The organism is Nocardia sp. NPDC060249, assembly GCF_042728755.1.
Taxonomy (GTDB): Bacteria; Actinomycetota; Actinomycetes; order Mycobacteriales; family Mycobacteriaceae; genus Nocardia.
In genome coordinates this window covers 1,032,312-1,051,508 of record NZ_JBHXAQ010000001.1, presented here as the reverse complement: position 1 = coordinate 1,051,508, position 19,197 = coordinate 1,032,312, and the positions used below count along the sequence as shown (strand labels likewise).

Genomic DNA, 19,197 nt, shown 5'->3' with positions numbered 1-19,197 from the left:
CGATGCGCGCAACGTCCGCCGCGGCGGAGCTCATGTGCGGCGCCGGGACTCGTTGAGCGTGTCGGCGAGCGTGCGGTTCATCTCCGCGGCGGCGGCCAGCTGTTGTTGCAGCAGCGCCACTTTGCGGCGTAGCGCGGTGGCGTCCATGCGGTCCAGGCTCGGGTCCTGGGTCGCGCGGACCCAGTTGCGCACCGAATTGGCGTGCACGCCGATCTGTTCGGCCACCATGCGGCAGGCCTCCGATTCGCTGCGCAACTTGTCGGTCAGCGCGACCACCTGGGCGACGGCGGCCTTGCGGACCTCCGGCGAGACCCGGCGATAGGACCGGTGCGGCATCATTGCTCACTCCCGTTCGAATAGTCCGGCGTGCCCCTCGGGTTGTCGCCGAACTCGCTGAAGCGCTGGTTCGTGTCGTGGATGCCGCTTTCTCGCTCCGACACCGTGAACTCCATGTGGAAAGGAATGCCCGGACGGCGGTCCTCGCCGACCTTGAGCAGGAACTTGCCGGTACCGGGCGGCGACGGCCGCTGCTGGCCGGGCTTGAGCGCCTCACCGGTGAGGGCCTGCGGCGCCGACCAGCTGGTCACCATCTCCTGCTCGGCCGAGGTGAACGGCACCGTGGAGTCGAGCCTGCTGATCTCCTCGGCGGGTAGCGCGCCGAAGATCTTGGCGCGCGCGCGTTCCAGGAAGCCGATGGCCTTGGCGATCGCGGCGTCCGACCCCAGTGCCTGCAGGTCCTTGATGGTGTGGCTGATCATGATCAAGGCGGTGGCCAGACCACGTTGCAGACGGGTCAGTTCGTCGACGCGGTCGACCATGAAGTCGCCGAGACCGAGCACCTGCCACAGCTCGTCCATCACCACCTGGAAGTAGCGTTGCGGGCCGAGATCGGCGTCGGCCAGCACGTGCGCGGCCTCGACGGAGGCGAAACCGTCTGCCCAGCAGGCCAACATGACCGCGGCCTTGAGCTTCTTGTCACCGCTGGGGATGTGCGAGACGTCGATGCAGACCGCCACCGCGCTGGTGTCGATCGGAACGCTGGTCTGGCCGTTGAAGATCGCGCCGAACGGCCCCTGGGTGAGCGCGCGCAACGATCGGCGCAGCCCCTTGATCGCGTTCTGGTATTCGTCGGCGTTGTCGGCGCCCGCATCGAGCATCATCTCGGCGCCGCCGCCGACGATCACGTCGAGCAGGTTTTCCATGATCGGCGGCTTGTCGGGGGTGAAGCCGCCCGGCTGGTAGAGGATGCGCAGCGCGGTGGCGATCAGCGTTTCCTCGAAGTCGGCCACGCGCGCGCCGCGGACCAGCTCCACCAGGCCCGCGATCAGCGTCACCTGCCGGGCCCGCAGATCCTGCAGCACCTGACGTTGCAGTGCGGGCTGGTCGGCCAGGCGCGGCACCACCGAACCGAGCACGCCCGCGGCCAGCGGGTTCAGTTTGCCGTGCCCGTAGCCGAGGTCGATCACCTGGCCGCCGACGAGTTCGACCATCTTGCGGTAGTCGGGTTTCACGTCGGCCAGGATCAGCGGGGTGATGCCCTGGGCGATACCGCCGAGCACGATCCGGCGCACCAGCGAGGACTTGCCGAAACCGTTGAGGCCGAGCACGAACAGGCTGGGCGCGGTGATGAAACTGCCGCGCATGAACCAGTTCATCGGGTCGAAGCACACCGGGGCGCCGGTGTGCAGATGCGAGCCGAGCGGGGTGCCGATCAGCGGCGCGCCGGCACCGACCGACCACGGCCACAGACCCGCGACCTGGGCAGTGGTGGCGCGATACTCGACCGGGCGGCCCACGACGTTCATCTTGCCGCCGCCCGCGCCCGAGTACCCGCGGTCGGTCAATTCGGCGGTGGTGCGGTCGAACCCGTCCTTGACCACGGCCTCGGTGCGCGCGTGCGCGTTGTTGCGGCGCAGGTCGTCGGTGTGGATCCGGAACGTCGCCCAGGCAGCGCGCAGACCCGACTGCTCGCGGGCGATCATCTCGTAGCGGGCGCGGGTGGCGTCGTCGAGCAGCGAGGGGCCTTGCGAACGCCGGTCCGGCTTGGTCGATTTCGCCGACCGGCCCGAACCCATCGCCCGATCGGCGGCGTCGTCGGCCCGGACCGCGCGCACCGGCTTCGCCGGCCGCGCTTTCTTCATCGGCCTCGGTTCGGCCTGCTTGGGACGCCGGCGCGGATCACCCTGTGCGCGCTCGTGTTCCAGCCGGGGACCGTGATCCTGGTCGCGTAACCCACGCTCGGCGCGAACCCGTGCGCCCCGATCGGCATCGGGACGCGGACCCCGCGTCCGCCGGTCGCCCTCACGCGCTCGGCGCGGCTCGTCCTCGCGTGGCCTGCGAGGCTCCTCGCCACGGGGCCGGGTTGGACGACCTCGCTCGGTGCGGGCTTCCTCCCGCGACCGGTGCTCGACCGGCGGACGTCCTTCGGCCGTGCGGGATCCCCGCGCCGAGCCTTCTCGCTCGTCGCGTTCGGTGCGCTCGTCGAGGCCGAGCACGTCGTCGCTCACGCGCGGCGCGCTCCCCGCGGGCCGTGGCTCGCGTTCGCCGCGGATGCGCGGCGGCCGGTGGACCGGGCGCAGCGCGACATCGTCGCGATCGCGCACCGGGGGTTCGTAGTCGCGTCCCATAATCGCCTCACCCCGCCAATGCCTTCGGAATGGTTGCGTGTTCGGGCAGGATCACGCCGCAACCGAGAGATGCCGCGAACGCCGCGGACTGGTAGCGGTAGCAGCGCCGGATCTTGAGCCGAGCCTGCGTGGACAGGTCGCGGGTGATGGCCTCGATGCGGGGCAGGTCACCCCGCAACGGTTCGGTGATCGTGACCAGCGCACCGAACCGGGTGACACCGTGTCCGCGGGCCTGCTCCTCGCGCGCCTGCTGGGTGGCGCCGACGCGCAGCGTCGCCGCCGCCGAGACCACACCGCGTTCGCTCTGCTGGGCCACCAGCGCGTTCTTGAAGTCGTCGTCGACGATCTCGGCGGCGTCGGCGGCCGAGTGCGGCCGGTAGACGATCGCGATGCGTTTGCGTGGCACTTCGGGATTGGGCGCGAGCAGTCGCTGCAGCACCCGCTCGTCCACCGCACCCTCGGGCGCCGCGTCCATCTCCCAGGTCACCGAGCGGCCACCGTCGTGGATCAGGTGATCCCACTTCTCGTCGTAGGACACCGGGCCCGCGTCGTCCCAACCGAGACCGTGCCCGCCGGGGTCGGCCGCGGCCACCTCGAGATCGGCTTGCGAGGCCGGGTCGTAGCTGCGGCGGATGAAGGAGATGACCTCTTCCGCCGACATCGGCTGCGCCCGTACGCCCGCCTCGGCCAGCGCCGCGCAGATCCCGGGCAACCTGCGCCCGATCTCCACCGCCTCCTCGGCGGGGTTCTTGCGCCGCTCGGCGGTGGTCGCCTTGAACGTGATCGCCACCCGCGGCAGCAACTGCACACGCTCCTGGGGCAATTCGGTGGCCAGCTCGTACATCACCTGCTGGGCCAGATCCGGCGCTTCGGGGCGGGTGATCGTGGACACCTCGTTGAGCAACCGGTTTCCGGTCTCGGGCACCGTGTCGATCACCGGCACCACCGCGACGATGTCGCTGGTCTGCCCGACCGAGGCGAGGAAGGTGCCCCAGGCCGCGACCCAGCGATCGATCACCGGCTGGTCCACCGCCTCGTGCCCCTGCGGCCACGCCCGCAACACCACCGTGTACTGCGCGAACGCGGGCAGATGGATCATCCCGAAGTGATAGCCACCGGCGTCGATGCCTTCGTAGAGCTTCGACGGCGCGAGCAGCCCCGGCAATTTCGTGACACCGCCGGGGATCCGGGAGAACCGGCCACCGCGGTACACGTGCTCGCCGTTGTTGCGCGAGCGCCTCCAGTTGAACATCATCAGTCCCGTCTCATAGCCCGAGCGGCCCCCCGTCCGCCACACCAGGGGCACCATCACCACCGCGCCGAGCCCGCCGACGACGAGGCCCCATTTGAATCCACCGACCATCGCGCAGATCAGTGCCGTGATCACCACGACGAAACCGATCACGGTCTCTTCCCAGCGCAGGCCGAAAAGGCCCGCGCTGCGCGGTTTCTGCCACAGCCCGTACGAGCGGCGCTCGTAGGTGTCGGTCACCGAGGTCGTCATCGCGGAATCGTGCTCCTGCCGAGGTCGGGTGAACGATTCGCCCAGCGGTCACCAGCGACGTCGCCCATCGATTGGTCCGCGCGCCCGGTGGTGTTGGCCGCGGTCCGCGCGGCCGCCACATTGCGGGCCGCCCCCGCGGGCACCGAGCCCGAACTGGTCGCCGGGGGCGCCGATCCTCCGCCGCGCGGTGGCGGGGCGGGTCGCGGCGCCGTGGCGCCACCGCCACCCGGACCGCCGCCGCCGGGCCCACCGGGCCGGGGACCAGCACCGCCACTACCGAAGTAGCCCGCGGAACCGGGCGCCGCCACCGGCCGGGAGGCGACAGCCTTGGTGCCGATCGCACCGAGACCCATCGCGGCTACCGCCGCGCCACCGGCCACCATCAGACCCGAACCACCGGTGCCGACCGTGGCGACCGCGGGTGCGACCAGGCGCATCAGCGCGGGCAGCACGAACGCCACGCTGCACAGCAGCACCAGCGCCACCAGCATCCGCTGCGCGTCCTCGCCGCTGGGCAAGCCGCCGGACTCCGTGGTCTCGTCGACGTGGCCCGCGGTCGTGAACGCGATCATGTACACGATCGCGGCCACCGGTTTGAACAGCATGAACGCGATGATCCAGCCGACCAGTTTCTGATACGACTGCTTGCCGGTGCCGGTCGCCGAGGCGGCGGCGGCCAGCGGCAGCACGCCCGCGGCGACCACCAGCAGGCCCTGCCGAACGATGGCGAGCACGATCTGGGCGAGCGCCCCGAGCAGGCCGACGATGGCGATGATCAGCACCAGGCCCGGCGAAAAGGCCTGCAGCTTGCTGGTTTTCACCATCAACTCGGCCATGTTCTTGGCATTGCCGCCGGTGGCGTCTTCGATGATCCACTCGGAGAACTTGTCCGAGGCCCGCGTACCCGCGACGATCACCGCACCCAGCATCCACGAACTGAACACCACTCTGGCGAACAGGCGGAACGATTCGGCGGCCTCGCTCACGACCGCCCCGCGTCTGGCCTCGGCCAATCGGCCACCGGTGATGATCACCGAGGCGATCAACAGCAATATCTGGATCTGATAGGTGTAGTCGTTGATCTTGGTGAACAGGGCCCCCGAGTCGCTCACCGCCTCGTTGGGCACCTTCATCCAGAAGGTCAACGCCAGGATCAGCGCCTCACCGAGACCCTTCATCAGCGAGTCGACCACCTTGCCGAAGGTGGAATCCCACGCCTTGTCCTTGACCGCGGTGGCCGCGTCGCCGGGGTGGGAGGCGGCATTGCCCGCCTTGCACACCGCCGACGCCGCGTCGCCGAGCGAGACTCCGGGGATCGCGACGCTGTCGAGGGTGTCGTGCAGTTCGTTGCACGCCTCGTCGAAGCCGTAGGTCTGGCCGTAGGCCACCGTCGGCGTCGCGATCATCACGGTGAAGATCACCGCGAAAATGGTGACGATCCGCCTCAGCATTGTTGGCACCCCTCCTCGATGGTCCGCGCGGAATCGATCCGGGCTGTGCTGTACCTCGATCACCATGTCGTCCACCCCGCCAGCGATTCCACGTACTCGGTCTGGGTATTTGCTGTCGTCGACGGTTTGAGCCGCCAGTCACCGGCGTCCCACACCACGATCATCCGCATGGCGGCATACAACTGCTTGCCATCGATCACCGGACCGCGCGAGGCCAGCCGCACGATCGCCAGATCCTCGGCGAAATCGTCGATCTTGAACGCGTCGGAGGCCACGAAGTACCGGGTCACCTTCTCCGGCTGCTGTTTGGGCAGCCGCTCGCCCGACAACGCGGAGTCGTAGGCGGCCAGCTGCGCTGTGCTGACCCGCAATTGCGTCACGTACAGGTCGCGGTCGGCCGGTCGGGCGTTGAGCCGATAGGTGATCTGCGCGGCGGCCAGCGCGGCGCCCTGCGGTGTGCGCGCGTAGCCGACGGCGAGTCCGTCTTCGATCCGCGAGGGCCCGTCGGAGGTGGAGAACGGCACCGACGCGCCGTAGACACGCTGCCAGCCGTGCGGTTTCGAGGTGCCTTCCGGCGCGCCGGTCAGCCAATCCGGGTCCGCGGCGCTACGTTGCGTACCCGGTTGCTGAGCCAGCGGCTGACCCGCCGGGTTGTTCGGGATGTCCACCCGCCGGCCGAGCAGGTCCACCTCGGGTTCGGCGAATCCGGTTCCGCCCGCGGCCTGAGCGGGCGGCGGCGCGTTGTCCACCTCGCTGCCGCTGTCGCGAGTGAAGTACACGACGGCGCCGACGACCATGATCAGGGCGAGCAGGGCACCGGAGGCGATCATGCCGAAGGACGCGCGGTCGCGCGTGCCCGGCTCCTTCTCGCTCACTGCGGTGCCTCCAATGTCACAATGTCGTGCGGTAATTCATCGATCGGGTCGACCGGCCGGTCGACGGAGCCGGGATCGGGTAACTGCAGTCGCCAGTCTCCGCCGTACCAGCTGACCGTGGTGTGGTTCACCGCCCGTGACCGGTCGGAGTATTCGGTATAGACGTCGACAGTCGTTCGCTCGTCACGATATTCGGTAATTTTGTAACCCAACAATTTCGGCGCGTACTCCGCCGTGGCGGGTCCGGTGATCGACAGCTGTACTCGGTTGATCGCCCACTCGTCGCGCGCGGGCCCCGGGACGAGTTCGGCGTTCACCACCTGGGCCCACTGACTGTCCGGCGCCACCGACAACCGGATGGTGTGGGTCAGTGCCGCCAGCCCGGCCCCGCGCGGGGAATGCTCGAACCCCGTCGCGGCGCCCTGCCCCACCGTTGCCGGGCCCTGGTCGGTGTGTGGCAGCGAGATGCCCTGGTAGTCCTGCCACCCCACCCCGGTCGGTGCGGCCGTCAGGTCGGGGCCGGTATCGCCACCGCCGCCGCAGCCGACGGCCGCGGCCAGTAATGCGATACCGACCGCAACCGGTCGTGTCACTGTGGAATTCATGCCGGCAGGAAAGCCAGCGCGATCGCGGACGCGGTGCTGGCGACCGAGGCGCCGATCAGGCTCATCAGGACACCGTGTGAGGCGTCGTTGACCGCCAGGTCGCTGCGGAACGCGATCCACAATCGACCCGCCGACAGGATCATCCAGGCCAGGCACGACAGCAGGACGAACCAGAGCAGCCAGTTGAGCAACTGCATCATCGGCGCCAACACGTCGGCCGGGATCTGTTTATAGGCGAGCACGGTGATCACTAACCGATGACCGCACTCATGATCGTGCCGGCGCTGGTCGCCACGACGCCACCGATCATGGCGCCCGCCACCATCTTCGGCGATTCGAGGCCACCACCGGTCCAGCGCTCCCACGCGAACTTGCCGCCCGCGTAGGTGATGCCGCAGATGCCCGACAGCAGCACGAACCAGGTGAGGTAACGCACCAGCTGCAGGATCTTCTCCGAGCCGGGGGGAGCCTCCGGGGTCGGGTTACCGACCTGGGCCAGCACAGTGCCGTACGTGTCCTGCACGGCGAGGAGGAGCATGCTCATCGGGTGCCTTTCTCCCACAGTAAAGGTGTTGTGCCACAAACACTTCGACGACGACACACGTTTGTACACCACCGACCGGCGAACCGCCCGGCGTTCACGATCGACCCCCGCCCGACGTGGGCGGGCCGAGACTGGTGCGGATCGCGGCGACCACATCGGTACCGAGGTCACCGATTTCGACCGGCACGTCGTCGAGCGGGTCGGGGCGGCGTTTCTTGACCGCCACCTCGTCGCCCGGCGACCACACCGGAAGCGCGTCGGACTCCACCAGAGTCCATTCCTCGAACCACGGCACCTGCCAGACGTGCCCGGCCAGCGAGCCGACCACCTCCCGGTAGCGCCGGATCTCCGGCGCCATCCGGCCGGGGCGCGCGGCGACGGTGATCAGGCCGAGGACCAGTGCCGGGCCGGCGAGCCCGGCGTGGTGCTGGCGCAGCAGATCGTGCGCGCGGGTGAGTCCGGAGATGGTTTCCCTGGCGACCAGGACGACATAGGGGGATTCGCGGTCGAACACCCCGGGCCAGCGCCCGCGCGCGTCGGCGGCGGGGGCGAGCACGTGCGACAGCGTGCTCGCGCCCGCGCCGCCGTGCACGCCGAGCAACCACACCAGCGGCGCCCGGCCGACCCCCGGCACCGGGCGCTCCCAGATCTTGGCGCGCAGCGATTCTGGCGGCGCGACTACACCGGCGGGGGCGTCCGGTTCACGACGACGACGAAGATTCATGGCTGCCGTCATGATGCCACCCCCGCGAGCAAGCTCGCATACGCCGAACGCGTCGTCTCGGCCAGCTCGGCGTGGCGGACGAGTTCCCCGCGCGCGAGATGCGGATCGTAGGGGATCTCGACGACCTCGCGGACCCACCCCGACAGGTGTTCGCGCAAATGCTCCGCTACGCGCGAGTCGTCGTGCGAATACTGATGCGAGACAACGATAGTGGTGTCGGCGACCACACCGGCACCGTCGTCGCCGTAGTGGTCGTCGAGCCATTCCAGGGTCACGCGCAGCCGGTTGGCGGCGTCGACGCGGGCCGGGATGGCCAGCACCAGTGCGATATCGGCGTCGTCGAGCAGGGGTCGCAGTTGCCGTCCGGCAATCGGGTTGCCGCCGTCGTACACTGCGGTGTACCCACCGGTGTCCAGCGCACGCGCGACAGTGAGAAATGTCGCGCGGCGGCGCAGCGGGGTCGCGTCGCGCCAGAGCAGCCCGAACCCGGAGGTGGAGCGGGACAGGCAGTCTTCCAGGGGCGCCGGTTCGTCGTCGCCCCGGCCGTATACCCAGGACTGCAGGTTCACCGGGTGCAGGTGCTTGTCGGCCCCACGCAGCGCGATGTCGCTACCCGCCGCGGTCGCGTCGACCGCCACCGTAGTCGCACCCGCGGTGACGAGCTCCGCGGCCAGGCCGAGCGCGGTCGTCGTGGTGCCCGCACCGCCGCAACCGCCGACCACCAGGATCGGCCTGCGGGTGCCGTCGCGGCGCTCACCGTTGCGACGCCGCAACCGCACCACCGGAGCCGGATCCCGCGCCAGGTCATCGGACGGGCCCCCCTCCGGGGCCTCGTCGAGCCATCGGCTCCAATCGTCTGTCATCGCCTCTCCTTACCCTGCCGCGATGCCCGTGATGAGCGTGCGATCGCCGACCAGCGCTGTCCGCACCGATTGCTTGGTGTAGGTGGCCGGTGCGCCCGCGGGCCGGAACTCGGTGACCTCCACCGTGAACCGGTCGGCCGCGACTGTGGTGATCCGCACGCAGTGGGTGGTCCCCACCGGGATGGTGTCGATACCGCGCTGGATCACGGCAGCCGGCGAGACATCGGCGTCGGGGGCGACCACTGCTCTGGCCTGCTCCCCCGATCGGGTCACGTAGTAGGCGTACTGGAAGGCGAGGACGGCGTCGGGTCCCGAGTCGGTGCCGCCCGCTTCGGCGCTGCGCAGCACGATCTCGGTGCGTTCGGTCGGGCACGAGCCCACGGTGTCGGCGGTCAGGTTGCCCGCGGTGAAGTGCAGCGGCGGGACGGCGTCACGGGCGGCCTTGTCGTCGCCGCGCCCGAAGAGCAGCAAGAACACGCCGGTCGCGGCGATCACGAGCACGAGGACCGAAACAGCCAGGACCACCCAGGCGCGCTGACGTTTCCGGTTCGCGCGCAGGGCGCCGGACGGTGCGAGCACGCGGGCGTCGTCGTATTCGTCGGCGGCGGCCTCGGGCCAGGGGAACTGGACGAGTTCGGCGTCGTAGTCGTCATCGGGGCCGGGCGCCGGGTCGGCGACCCAGTCCGACCAGCCGCCGGTGAAGTCGCTGCGGCGGCCGGCCAGTTGTGCGGGGGGTGGTGGAGCGGGCTCGGGCTCTGGTTCGACCGGGTACGGCCGCTTCTCGTACTCGGCCGCGTCAGCGTCGGCGGATTCGGTTGTCACGTCATCGAACTCGGCGGGCCGGGTGAACGGGTCACCGGCTTTCGGCTCGGACTCGATGTCCCGGCCGTGGGGGTTGTCGGCAACTGCCGCCTGATGCTCCGCCTCCCGGCTGTGCGAGTCGCCGGCAGCAGTCGGCTCGAAGTCGAGGGCGAGGCTGAACGGTTCCGGCTGACGCTGCCCGACCGTGCGGTGTTCCGGCGCCGCCTCGGCGATCGGGGCCGCGTCGGGACTCGTCGAATATCGGTCGACGCTGTCGTCGTCGTCCACTCCCGGTTCGGTGGTGTCCGGGCGCGCGGGGGCGCCGGTCTCGGCCTCGGGCTCCAGCGCCGAGTACCAGCGCGACAATTCGTTGTACGACTTCAACATTCCCCCCTTTCCACGGCGCCGGGCACAGTTCGCATCGAAGACCTCTCGGTGATCAGTTCACAGAGAACGGACGGGTGGTGGGTGCGGTGGTTACGGGTGTCGCGGCAGGCGGAGTCGTCGCGCCGCCGGATGAGGCGCCATCGGCTCCTGTCCCGAACGGAAATTGTCCCCCACCGGAGGGTTTGGTTGTCGTAGACGCGCCGGTCGGGCTCTGGAATATTCCCATACCACGCGAGTCGGACCCGCCGACCGGTACGGATCCCTTCCCGGAAACGCCTGCGGCGTCACGGGCGAGGGCGGCGAACCACTCGCCGACATACTGCGTCGGGGTGGCGCCGTTCGCGCCGACGCCCATGCGCGAGTACGCGTCATGGCGTTGCAGCGTGTCCCAATAGCGCACCCAGGTGGTGACGTCGAGGAGTTCGGCGTTGTCGGTCACATTCTGCTGAACCGCGGTGAACGCCTCGTTGACCAGCCGAACCCCGGTGGTCGGCGGTACCAGTTGCGGGACCGCGCCTGCCAGTTTCGTGCCGAGCAGCGTCAGCCCGGCCAGCGGATTCGACAGTGTGGCCGTGGCCAATTCGCTGATGCTCGCCGGGCTGATCACCGACTTCACCACGGTGGCGACGGCGTCGAGGCCGATCATGCCGACCTTCAGCAGTGCCTGGTACGCGGCGTTCACGTCGAGCTTGCTGTTCGGGTCCGAGGCGTCGGACAGTCGCTGCGAGATCGACTTCTTCGGCGCGATCGAGACGTCGGCCAGGGAGGCGCCGGAGATGTCTTCCTCGACCACCGCGGTGGCGGTTTTGATGGAGGTGAACGCCAGCGCCTGCGCGATCGAGGTCAACGAGCCGATCGGATCGCCGCCGGAGAGTTTCGACTGGCTCATGAGGTTGGTGACGGCGCGCACGATCGGCGCGCCCTGCGGTGCGTCGCACGCGAGATCGCCTGTGGCACAAAAGCTTGCGACCCGACCGGTGAGTTTGCCGAAGTCGTCGGCCTGCTCGCTCTGCGGGGCGAGCCCACCACCGGAGGCGACCCCCTGGCGCACCGGGCCGATGCTGGTGATCGCGTCGCCGGAGGTCCCCGGCGCCGCCAGCGGTGCCGTCCGGTCGGGCGCGCCGGGAAACAAGGGTGCGTTCGCGGCGCGGGTCGGGTCGGCGAACAGCGCGACCGCGGCGACCTTGTCCGCGGACAGTGCACCGGTGCCCGCGCCGACCTCCTGAGCGAACAGCGAGGCGACGTGGGCGCCTTGGGAATACCCGACCACCGCGATCCGGGTATCCGGGCAACGCCGCGTCACCTGGGTCGCCATCGCGCGAAGTCGCTCCAAACCCCCGGCCACCGATTCGGTGTACGGCACCGCGCCGCCCTGGACCGCACCGCCGAAACCCGCCTCATAGGGCACGTACGCACGATCGACGAGTCCCGCGTCGGCCGCACCGGCCAGCATCGGACGGAACACCGTCGACAGCATCCCGGTGTCGGTGCTGGGCGCCGCGTCGGGCGAGGACTCGCCGGTGCCCTGAATCCCCAAGGCGTACAGCGCTGGACACGCCGCGAGAGAAACCTGTGTGGACGGCGTGGTGGGTGTACTGTCTTCGGCACCTGCCACCCCGGCCGTAACCGACAGCGAAGCAACGGTGAACGCGATGAGCGTCCCCGTCAGTCGTGTCGTGCACCGAGCAAAATCGATCCGCATCACAGTCCGTTTCCGCTGACCAGTGGAGCGTTGAAACGCACTAAACCGTAACAGATTCCGGCTATCCCAACCGCTGCCCTAATCGGCCCTTTCGCTGCCCCCGGTAAATATGGTGCGGTCGGCAACCTTTCGGCGATCATCCGGACAGACAGCGGCCCGGGCGCCCTCGTGAGGAGGATGCCCGGGCCGTAGCCGGGGGTCAGGCGGCGGAGGTCACCCGGTACACGTCGTAGACACCTTCGACGTTGCGCACCACGTTGAGCAGGTGACCGAGGTGCTTGGGGTCGCCCATCTCGAAGGTGAACTTGCTGATCGCGACGCGGTCGCCATGGGTGGCCACCGAGGCGGACAGGATGTTGACCTTCTCGTCGGCCAGCACCTTGGTCACATCCGAGAGCAATCGGGTGCGGTCGAGCGCCTCGATCTGGATCGCGACCAGGAACACCGACGAGGGCGAGGGCGCCCATTCGACCTCGATGATCCGCTCCGACTGTTCCTGGAGGGAATCGGCGTTGGTGCAGTCGGTCCGGTGCACGCTCACCGCGCCACCGCGGGTCACGAAGCCCATGATCTCGTCGCCCGGCACCGGCGTGCAGCACTTGGCCAGCTTCGCGACCGTTCCCGGCGCACCGGGGATGAGCACGCCCGCGTCACCGGTGACGCGCTGGCGGGCGGGCGTGGTCGACGGCGTCGACCGCTCGGCCAGCTCGTTCTCGACATCGCCGATGCCGCCGAGCTGGGCCATGAGCCGCTGCACCACGTGATGCGCCGACACCTGGTGCTCGCCGACCGCGGTGTAGAGGGTGGAGATGTCGCTGTAGTGCAGCTCGTGCGCGACCGCGGTCATCGCCTCGACACTCATCAACCGCTGCAGCGGCAGCCCGACGCGACGGACCTCCTTGGAGATCTGCTCCTTGCCGCTCTCGAGCGCTTCCTCGCGCCGCTCCTTGGCAAACCACTGGCGAATCTTGGCTTTCGCGCGTGGTGAGACCACGAACTTCTGCCAGTCCCGGCTGGGTCCCGCGTTCTGCGCCTTGGAGGTGAACACCTCGACGACTTCGCCGTTCTCCAGCTGGCGTTCCAGCGCCACCAGGCGACCGTTCACCCGCGCACCGATGCACTTGTGCCCGACCTCGGTGTGCACCGCGTACGCGAAGTCGACCGGTGTGGACTTCTGCGGCAGCGTGATCACATCGCCCTTGGGCGTGAACACGAAGATCTCCGGCGACTTCAGGTCGAAGCGCAGCGATTCCAGGAACTCCGCGGGGTCGGCGGCCTCGCGCTGCCAGTCGAGCAGCTGGCGCATCCACGCCATGTCGTCGACTTCGGCGGCGTCGCCGGAGTGCTTGCCCTTGGTCTCCTTGTACCGCCAGTGCGCGGCGATGCCGAACTCGGCGGTCCGGTGCATGTCCTGCGTGCGGATCTGCACCTCGAGCGGCTTGCCGTCCGGGCCGACGACCGTGGTGTGCAGCGACTGGTAGACCCCGTAGCGCGGCTGCGCGATGTAGTCCTTGAACCGCCCGGCCATCGGCTGCCACAGCGAGTGCACGACGCCGACCGCGGCGTAGCAGTCGCGGACTTCCTCGCACAGGATCCGCATGCCCACCAGGTCATGGATGTCGTCGAAGTCTTTGCCCTTGACGATCATCTTCTGATAGATCGACCAATAGTGCTTGGGCCTGCCCTCGACGATCGCGTTGATCCGCGACGCGGCCAGGGTGTTGGTGATCTCGGCGCGCACCTTCGCCAGATAGGTGTCACGCGAGGGTGCGCGATCGGCGACCAGGCGCACGATCTCGTCGTACTTCTTGGGGTGCAGGATCGCGAAGGCGAGGTCCTCGAGCTCCCATTTGACCGTGGCCATACCCAGGCGATGCGCCAGTGGCGCGATCACCTCGAGGGTCTCCTTGGCCTTCTTGGCCTGTTTCTCCGGCGGCAGGAAACGCATGGTGCGCATGTTGTGCAGCCGGTCGGCGACCTTGATCACCAGCACACGCGGGTCACGCGCCATGGCGATGATCATCTTGCGGATGGTCTCGGCCTCGGCCGCCGCGCCCAGGTTGACCTTGTCGAGTTTGGTGACGCCGTCGACGAGGTGGGCGACTTCCTGACCGAATTCTTCCTTGAGCTGCTCGAGCGAGTAGCCGGTGTCCTCGACGGTGTCGTGCAGCAGGGCCGCGACCAGAGTGGTCGTGTCCATGCCGAGTTCAGCGAGGATATTGGCGACCGCGAGCGGGTGCGTGATGTAGGGGTCGCCGGACTTGCGGAACTGCTTGGCGTGGCGTTCGTCGGCGACGTCGAAGGCACGCTGGAGCAGGCCGAGATTGGCCTTCGGGTACAGCTCGCGGTGGACGGTGGCCAACGGTTCGAGGACCGGCTTGACCGCCGCGATCCCGCGTTGACCGGTCATCCGCCGAGCCAGCCGCGCACGGACCCGCCGCGACGCCGAACTGGGCACCGAGGCTGTCGGGGACTGCTTGGCGGTTTCGGGGGTCTTCGCCGCGGCGCCTTGGCTTGGCGTGGCTCCGGTGGATTCCTGCCCGACCTTCGCCTCGCCGAGTTGTCGAGTCATGCCACCACCTCTCACGCTGCATTCGGACCTGTCGGCCGAGTGCTGCAACCGCCCGGGTCCTCAACTTTAGTCCCCGCACCGACCTGGTGTTCGAGTCACCGGGGTCACAGGCCTGCGGCTAATCCGCCTCTCCGCGGTTTCTGCCGATCGTTCACGGGCAGCGTAGTGAGTTTCCGGGCCTGCGGATAGGTGTTCGACAAGCTTTTCGACATCCCGATGAGCTACCCACGTCCCAGCCGTGATCAGCGGTTTCGTTCCGGCTGGAGCCGCAGGCTGAGGAGGAGGGTGTTGGGGTTGAGGAACCTGTCAGCGCTCGTCGGCCTGGGTTGGGCGGATGCGCAGGCTGTGACCGTCGAGGCGGCCGGGCGGGGCGGCGAGGAGGTCGAGGACGGTGGGGGTGAGGTCTACCAGGGTGTGGGCGCTGGTCACGGTGCCCGGGGTGAAGTCGGGGCCGCGGGCGATGACGAAATTGGCGGTTTCGGCGGGGGTCTGGCCGCCGTGGCCGCCGGTCGGGAGGTGGCCGTGGTCGGTGGTGACCAGAACGGTCCACTGCTCGCGGGGATGGGCTCGCGCGCGCTGGTCGACCGCCGCGACGATCCGGCCGACCAGTGCGTCCACCCGGCGGATCGCGGCGAGGTAGGCGCGGGACGCACCGCCGTGCCGGTGGCCCGCCAGGTCGATCTGGTCGAGGTGGGTGAAGACCAGATCGGGGCCGGACCGCTCGATCGCGGACACCACTTCGGCCGCGGTCGCGGCATCGGTGACCGACTCGTCGGGATCGTCGGCGACGGGCGCGGTGGTGAGGGCGACGTCGGCGCGCCGGTCACCGGTGGCGGCGATCGTCGCGATCTGGTGCCAGGTACCGATCGACACCGTGTGCCGAGCGGGGTCGGCCCGTTCGATCCGGGTGAACACGCTCGGGTGCGCCAGAAACGCAGTCGCGTCGAATTCGTTGCCGGTGATTCCGTGCTCGGTGTCCCACACTCCGGTCAGCGCGCTCGCCCACGACGGTCCGGAAATCGTGATGTGCCCCGCGATGTTCCCCTGCGACAGCAGCCCTTGCGCGGCGAGGTGCCGCAATCGCGGTGCCTGCGCGGTGTCGGCCTTGTCGAACATCAGCCCGTCGATCCCGATGACGACGACTTTGTTCACCACCGCGCCCACCCCGCGACGCGGAGCCCCGAACGCGGCCGCCGCGTCGACCGTCGCGCCCACGTCGTCGAACGCCGCCACCGAGCCTGCCGCCGATCCCACCAGCGGAATCGTCACCAACGCGGTGACCAGCGCTACGAGCACTTTCGCCGGAGCCGACATCTCGCGCATGCCCTCACGATGAGGGATCGACGACGGCGCGGCGAGGCCGACGCGACGGTGTTCATCGACGTTTCATCGGCCTCGCACGCACCGGACGTCTCGCTGAACAGCCCGCGAACCACAGGTCGAGCCGCGAACCCGCGATCCGGCTTCTGCCGCTTCGGCACGTACACCGAAATGTGCTCGCAGGCAGGCGATCTCACCGACTGTGGGGAGCCGCAACTGCGTTCGGCGCGGCTCAGTCCTCGTCGACGTCGAACGCCCACACCACCGCGGGCCGCCCGGTGGCCTTCACCCGGCGACGTTCACCGGTCCGGCCGAGCCCTGGAATCGCGGCGAGCGTGCGGTTGAGGTTGGCGGGGTCGGGACGGGTGCCGTGCAAGGAGGTACTGAGATCGACCGCGCGGGTGGCGGGAAACTCGGTGCCCGCCAGCGCTCGGGTGAGCGCCGCGTCCTTCCAGAGGAGTCCGGCCAGCAGCGCACGGCTGGCATCGACGATGCGATTGTGGTCGAAGGCCAGTGGCGGGACCTCGTCGAAACCCACCCACGCGGCGGGTCCCTCGTGCTCGGCGACCACCGCCCACATCGCGATGGCCAGCGTCGGCCCGCGCGGGTCGCGGTGCGGTTCGTCGAACGTGACGAGCTGGCCGACCGCGCCGATCGCCGCGGCCGGCACGCCGAGTTTGGTGTGGACGGCGCGCCGGGCGGCGTCGACGAGACGTTCGCCGCGACCGAGCAGCACACCCGGTAGCGCGAGTTCGCCGGTGAACGGCTCGAACTCGCGGGGGGCGATGCCGATCCGAACGCCGCTGTCGCCGTCCCAGCACCGCAAGGTCACCACATCGATCGACACAACGGATTGCTCCACGTCATCCCATCCTGCCTCGAACTGGTCTGCTCCGGGCGCGGTGCGTTGTCACCGGCCGATACCGCGGTTCACGGTACGGATGCTCCGATTCTTCCCTGCCCACCCCCATCAGCGGGTCGCTCCCTCCGGTCGCCGACAGGAGCCGCGAAGGCGCGGTCGCGCCGATCCGGACCGTGGCCGGTCAGCACCACCGGTACCCGCAACCGCTCGGCCAGCCAGGCTGCCGGGTCGGTGTCGATCGGCACGAGAATCGGTGTCGCACCGAAGAGCTGATCGGTGAGCCACTGCTGGTGATCGAGATCACGCCACCGGCCGGGGACCAGTTCGGTCATCCTGCCCGCCGGCGTCTCGTATGCCTGTGCGCCGCGCAGGGTCGCGGGCACGTCGAGGTGGTTGACGACCAGTCCGTCGATCCCACCGCACACGTCGACGGCGTAGCGCAGCAGGATCGGATCGAGATGCCCCTGCCGAAACGCGCCCTGGTAATGCCCGGTGCCGTTGTGTGGTTCGGGAAATCCGAGCGGTGCTTCGGTCGGCAGCGGACCCGCTCCGTGGCGGGTCATATAGGTCCGGGTGACGCCGAGAACCGCGGCGGTCGCGCCGATGTCGCGGAGCATGGCGCGGGCGTTGCGCGGCTCGACCGTCGACCAGGTGGTGTGCGGGTGCAGGCCGCGCCACTCGTCGAGCAGCACACCCTGCGCCCCCTCGAACACCAAGCGCCCAGCGTGCGCGAGCCGGGCGAGTTCGTCGGCGCCGGTGATGCGGACGGCTCGCGCGAAATCGCGGTACATCGCCACCAGGGCATCGATCGATTCGTACCCGTGCGCGCTGGGACCGATGAGGTCCTCGTAGTGCGCCGCGAGCCGATCCAGTTTGGCGCGCAGCGCGGCGGGCGCCCAGCAGTCCGCGACGGTCGGCGCGTCGTTCTCCAGTGCGTACCAGGCTGTTTCGCCGATGCCACGGCCGCAGGAACCGTGCCGCGAAGTACCCCTCGCGTCCTCGCGCGCACGGTTGGCCGCGATGTGGATCGGTGTGGTCAGCAGAGCCCGGCCGTCGACGGCGAGCAGGCCGAGCGGATCGTGAACACCGAGGGCCGCCAGCTGTTCGGATTCGGCGGCGAGCGCGATCGGCTCCACCAGCATGTGCCGCGACAGCAGGGTCGCGACCCCCGAGAAAGTCCCCGATCCGAACTGCGCGAAGGTGTGCCGGCGACCGTCGGCCACGACGTTGTGCGCGGCCTGCGCACCGCCGTTGAACCGCACCACGGCCGACACCCCGAGATCGGCCGCGGGCGAGCACAACCAGTCGACCGTGGCGCCCTTGCCCGCGTCACCGAAGCCCAGGTCGACGACGACGAGGTGCTGGTCACCGAACATCGGGCTCATCGTCCCGGCGGCAGGGCGCGCAGCGTCGGGCCGGGCTTCGAGCCGAGCGCTCGGCCGACCGCGTCGGCCTCGTCACTGGATCCGATGTCACGCAGATCGGCCAGACCGGTATCGAGATCGACCCGGGCCTCGCCCAATCCGATGGTCAGCGCGATCAATTCGCAGACCGCGCCGGGGTCGTCGAGCTTCAGGAAGTTCTGCCCCAGCAGCCCCCGCCAGTGGTCGGCGATCTCCGGATCGCGGTAGTACGACGACTGATTCGGCAGGATGTAGTACACGTGCCAGCGCTGCTCGAGTTCGCGATAGATCGACTCGACGGACACGTCGCGGCGCACATGATCGCCGATCACCGCCCTGATGTGCCGGGCAGCCAGACGAGGCTTGTTCAACTCGTCGCCGATCAGGAACAGGTATCCCTTCTTGCCCCGCTTGTCCCATGCGTCCGTCGCGACATGCTCGGTGATGAAATAGGCGGCCAGTTCATAGCTTTCGGATTTCTGCCCGCCACCGCCGCCCTCGAGCAGGATCGCCCGCAGCTGTTCGTCCATCCGGTTGTCGGATTCGAACTGTCCCACCTGCAACGGCACCCGGTCGGTGTCGGCATCGCCGATCGCACCGAACAGGACCTGCGGGTCCTGCGCGTATCCCTTGTTCTTCAGCAGCCCGTGCAGTTTTCCGAGCTTGTCCTGCATGATGCGCGGCACCCGGCCCATCGATCCGGTCACATCGAACAGCACGGCCACCGGCAGTGAGTTCCCGTGCTCGGCCGAGTCCCGGCACTCCCGCTTGCCGACCCCGAAGGGATCGAGCGACGGATGCGCGCACCACGTGTCGTACGGCTTCGCTCGCATCTCGGCGGTGTACCCGAAATCGTCCACCCCCTGCCGTGCCCGAAACGTCTTGCCCGCCCGGTAGGCGGTGTCATCCCAGTTCCCGTACCCCATCCGAACCACTCCCTTTCGCGATGTCCTAGTT

Annotated in this window: 17 protein-coding genes; all 17 read right to left on the bottom strand. The window is 69.2% G+C overall.

Annotated features, from left to right (window positions below; genetic code table 11):
- Nucleotides 1–30: 30 nt before the first annotated feature.
- Nucleotides 31–339 carry a transposase gene (locus ACFWFP_RS04660; protein ID WP_379293137.1) on the bottom strand — a complete coding sequence of 103 codons (309 nt, stop codon included), beginning with the start codon at nt 337–339 and terminating at the stop codon, nt 31–33.
- Nucleotides 336–2,627 carry a hypothetical protein gene (locus tag ACFWFP_RS04655; protein WP_379293135.1) on the bottom strand — a complete coding sequence of 764 codons (2,292 nt, stop codon included), beginning with the start codon at nt 2,625–2,627 and terminating at the stop codon, nt 336–338. Before ACFWFP_RS04655 ends, ACFWFP_RS04660 begins: the two co-directional genes overlap by 4 nt.
- A gap of 7 nt (nt 2,628–2,634) precedes the next feature.
- Nucleotides 2,635–4,131, bottom strand: a complete 1,497-nt coding sequence (locus ACFWFP_RS04650; RefSeq protein WP_379293134.1) for an SCO6880 family protein — start codon at nt 4,129–4,131, stop codon at nt 2,635–2,637.
- On the bottom strand, nt 4,128–5,582 hold the full coding sequence (locus ACFWFP_RS04645) for a hypothetical protein (RefSeq protein ID WP_379293133.1): 1,455 nt from the start codon (nt 5,580–5,582) through the stop codon (nt 4,128–4,130). Before ACFWFP_RS04645 ends, ACFWFP_RS04650 begins: the two co-directional genes overlap by 4 nt.
- A 59-nt stretch (nt 5,583–5,641) precedes the next feature.
- The gene (locus ACFWFP_RS04640; protein WP_379293132.1) at nt 5,642–6,457 is read right to left on the bottom strand and encodes a hypothetical protein; all 816 of its coding nucleotides are present in this window, start codon (nt 6,455–6,457) and stop codon (nt 5,642–5,644) included.
- The gene (locus ACFWFP_RS04635; protein ID WP_379293131.1) at nt 6,454–7,050 is read right to left on the bottom strand and encodes a hypothetical protein; all 597 of its coding nucleotides are present in this window, start codon (nt 7,048–7,050) and stop codon (nt 6,454–6,456) included. The genes ACFWFP_RS04640 and ACFWFP_RS04635 overlap by 4 nt, the downstream gene beginning before the upstream one ends.
- A gap of 8 nt (nt 7,051–7,058) precedes the next feature.
- Nucleotides 7,059–7,304 carry a hypothetical protein gene (locus ACFWFP_RS04630; RefSeq protein WP_371852067.1) on the bottom strand — a complete coding sequence of 82 codons (246 nt, stop codon included), beginning with the start codon at nt 7,302–7,304 and terminating at the stop codon, nt 7,059–7,061.
- 8 nt (nt 7,305–7,312) lie between these two features.
- The gene (locus ACFWFP_RS04625; protein WP_056815437.1) at nt 7,313–7,606 is read right to left on the bottom strand and encodes a hypothetical protein; all 294 of its coding nucleotides are present in this window, start codon (nt 7,604–7,606) and stop codon (nt 7,313–7,315) included.
- Nucleotides 7,607–7,700: 94 nt separating this feature from the next.
- A complete protein-coding gene (locus tag ACFWFP_RS04620; RefSeq protein ID WP_379293130.1) occupies nt 7,701–8,342 on the bottom strand; it encodes a hypothetical protein in 642 nt (213 codons plus the stop codon).
- A complete protein-coding gene (locus tag ACFWFP_RS04615) occupies nt 8,339–9,193 on the bottom strand; it encodes a MinD/ParA family protein (RefSeq protein ID WP_379293129.1) in 855 nt (284 codons plus the stop codon). Before ACFWFP_RS04615 ends, ACFWFP_RS04620 begins: the two co-directional genes overlap by 4 nt.
- Nucleotides 9,194–9,202: 9 nt before the next feature.
- Complete coding sequence (locus tag ACFWFP_RS04610) at nt 9,203–10,381, bottom strand: hypothetical protein (protein WP_379293128.1); 1,179 nt, start codon at nt 10,379–10,381, stop codon at nt 9,203–9,205.
- Between the two features lie 52 nt (nt 10,382–10,433).
- Nucleotides 10,434–11,918 (bottom strand): cutinase family protein, encoded by a 1,485-nt coding sequence (locus ACFWFP_RS04605; RefSeq protein ID WP_379293127.1) that lies wholly within the window; start codon nt 11,916–11,918, stop codon nt 10,434–10,436.
- Nucleotides 11,919–12,282: 364 nt separating this feature from the next.
- On the bottom strand, nt 12,283–14,655 hold the full coding sequence (locus ACFWFP_RS04600; protein ID WP_379293126.1) for a RelA/SpoT family protein: 2,373 nt from the start codon (nt 14,653–14,655) through the stop codon (nt 12,283–12,285).
- Between the two features lie 306 nt (nt 14,656–14,961).
- Nucleotides 14,962–15,978, bottom strand: coding sequence for an alkaline phosphatase family protein (locus ACFWFP_RS04595; RefSeq protein WP_379293125.1), 1,017 nt, complete (start codon nt 15,976–15,978; stop codon nt 14,962–14,964).
- A 229-nt stretch (nt 15,979–16,207) separates the two neighbouring features.
- The gene (locus ACFWFP_RS04590) at nt 16,208–16,837 is read right to left on the bottom strand and encodes an NUDIX hydrolase (protein WP_379293124.1); all 630 of its coding nucleotides are present in this window, start codon (nt 16,835–16,837) and stop codon (nt 16,208–16,210) included.
- Between the two features lie 68 nt (nt 16,838–16,905).
- On the bottom strand, nt 16,906–18,222 hold the full coding sequence (locus ACFWFP_RS04585; RefSeq protein ID WP_379293123.1) for an adenylosuccinate synthetase: 1,317 nt from the start codon (nt 18,220–18,222) through the stop codon (nt 16,906–16,908).
- A complete protein-coding gene (locus ACFWFP_RS04580) occupies nt 18,219–19,166 on the bottom strand; it encodes a hypothetical protein (protein WP_379293121.1) in 948 nt (315 codons plus the stop codon). The genes ACFWFP_RS04585 and ACFWFP_RS04580 overlap by 4 nt, the downstream gene beginning before the upstream one ends.
- Between the last annotated feature and the right edge of the window lie 31 nt (nt 19,167–19,197).

Coding starts and splice junctions, on each gene's coding strand:
- ACFWFP_RS04660 (WP_379293137.1), bottom strand. CDS start 339: ATGATGCCGCACCGGTCCTATCGCCGGGTCTCGCCGGAGGTCCGCAAG.
- ACFWFP_RS04655 (WP_379293135.1), bottom strand. CDS start 2,627: ATGGGACGCGACTACGAACCCCCGGTGCGCGATCGCGACGATGTCGCG.
- ACFWFP_RS04650 (WP_379293134.1), bottom strand. CDS start 4,131: ATGACGACCTCGGTGACCGACACCTACGAGCGCCGCTCGTACGGGCTG.
- ACFWFP_RS04645 (WP_379293133.1), bottom strand. CDS start 5,582: ATGCTGAGGCGGATCGTCACCATTTTCGCGGTGATCTTCACCGTGATG.
- ACFWFP_RS04625 (WP_056815437.1), bottom strand. CDS start 7,606: ATGAGCATGCTCCTCCTCGCCGTGCAGGACACGTACGGCACTGTGCTG.
- ACFWFP_RS04620 (WP_379293130.1), bottom strand. CDS start 8,342: ATGACGGCAGCCATGAATCTTCGTCGTCGTCGTGAACCGGACGCCCCC.
- ACFWFP_RS04615 (WP_379293129.1), bottom strand. CDS start 9,193: ATGACAGACGATTGGAGCCGATGGCTCGACGAGGCCCCGGAGGGGGGC.
- ACFWFP_RS04610 (WP_379293128.1), bottom strand. CDS start 10,381: ATGTTGAAGTCGTACAACGAATTGTCGCGCTGGTACTCGGCGCTGGAG.
- ACFWFP_RS04600 (WP_379293126.1), bottom strand. CDS start 14,655: ATGACTCGACAACTCGGCGAGGCGAAGGTCGGGCAGGAATCCACCGGA.
- ACFWFP_RS04595 (WP_379293125.1), bottom strand. CDS start 15,978: ATGCGCGAGATGTCGGCTCCGGCGAAAGTGCTCGTAGCGCTGGTCACC.
- ACFWFP_RS04585 (WP_379293123.1), bottom strand. CDS start 18,222: ATGAGCCCGATGTTCGGTGACCAGCACCTCGTCGTCGTCGACCTGGGC.
- ACFWFP_RS04580 (WP_379293121.1), bottom strand. CDS start 19,166: ATGGGGTACGGGAACTGGGATGACACCGCCTACCGGGCGGGCAAGACG.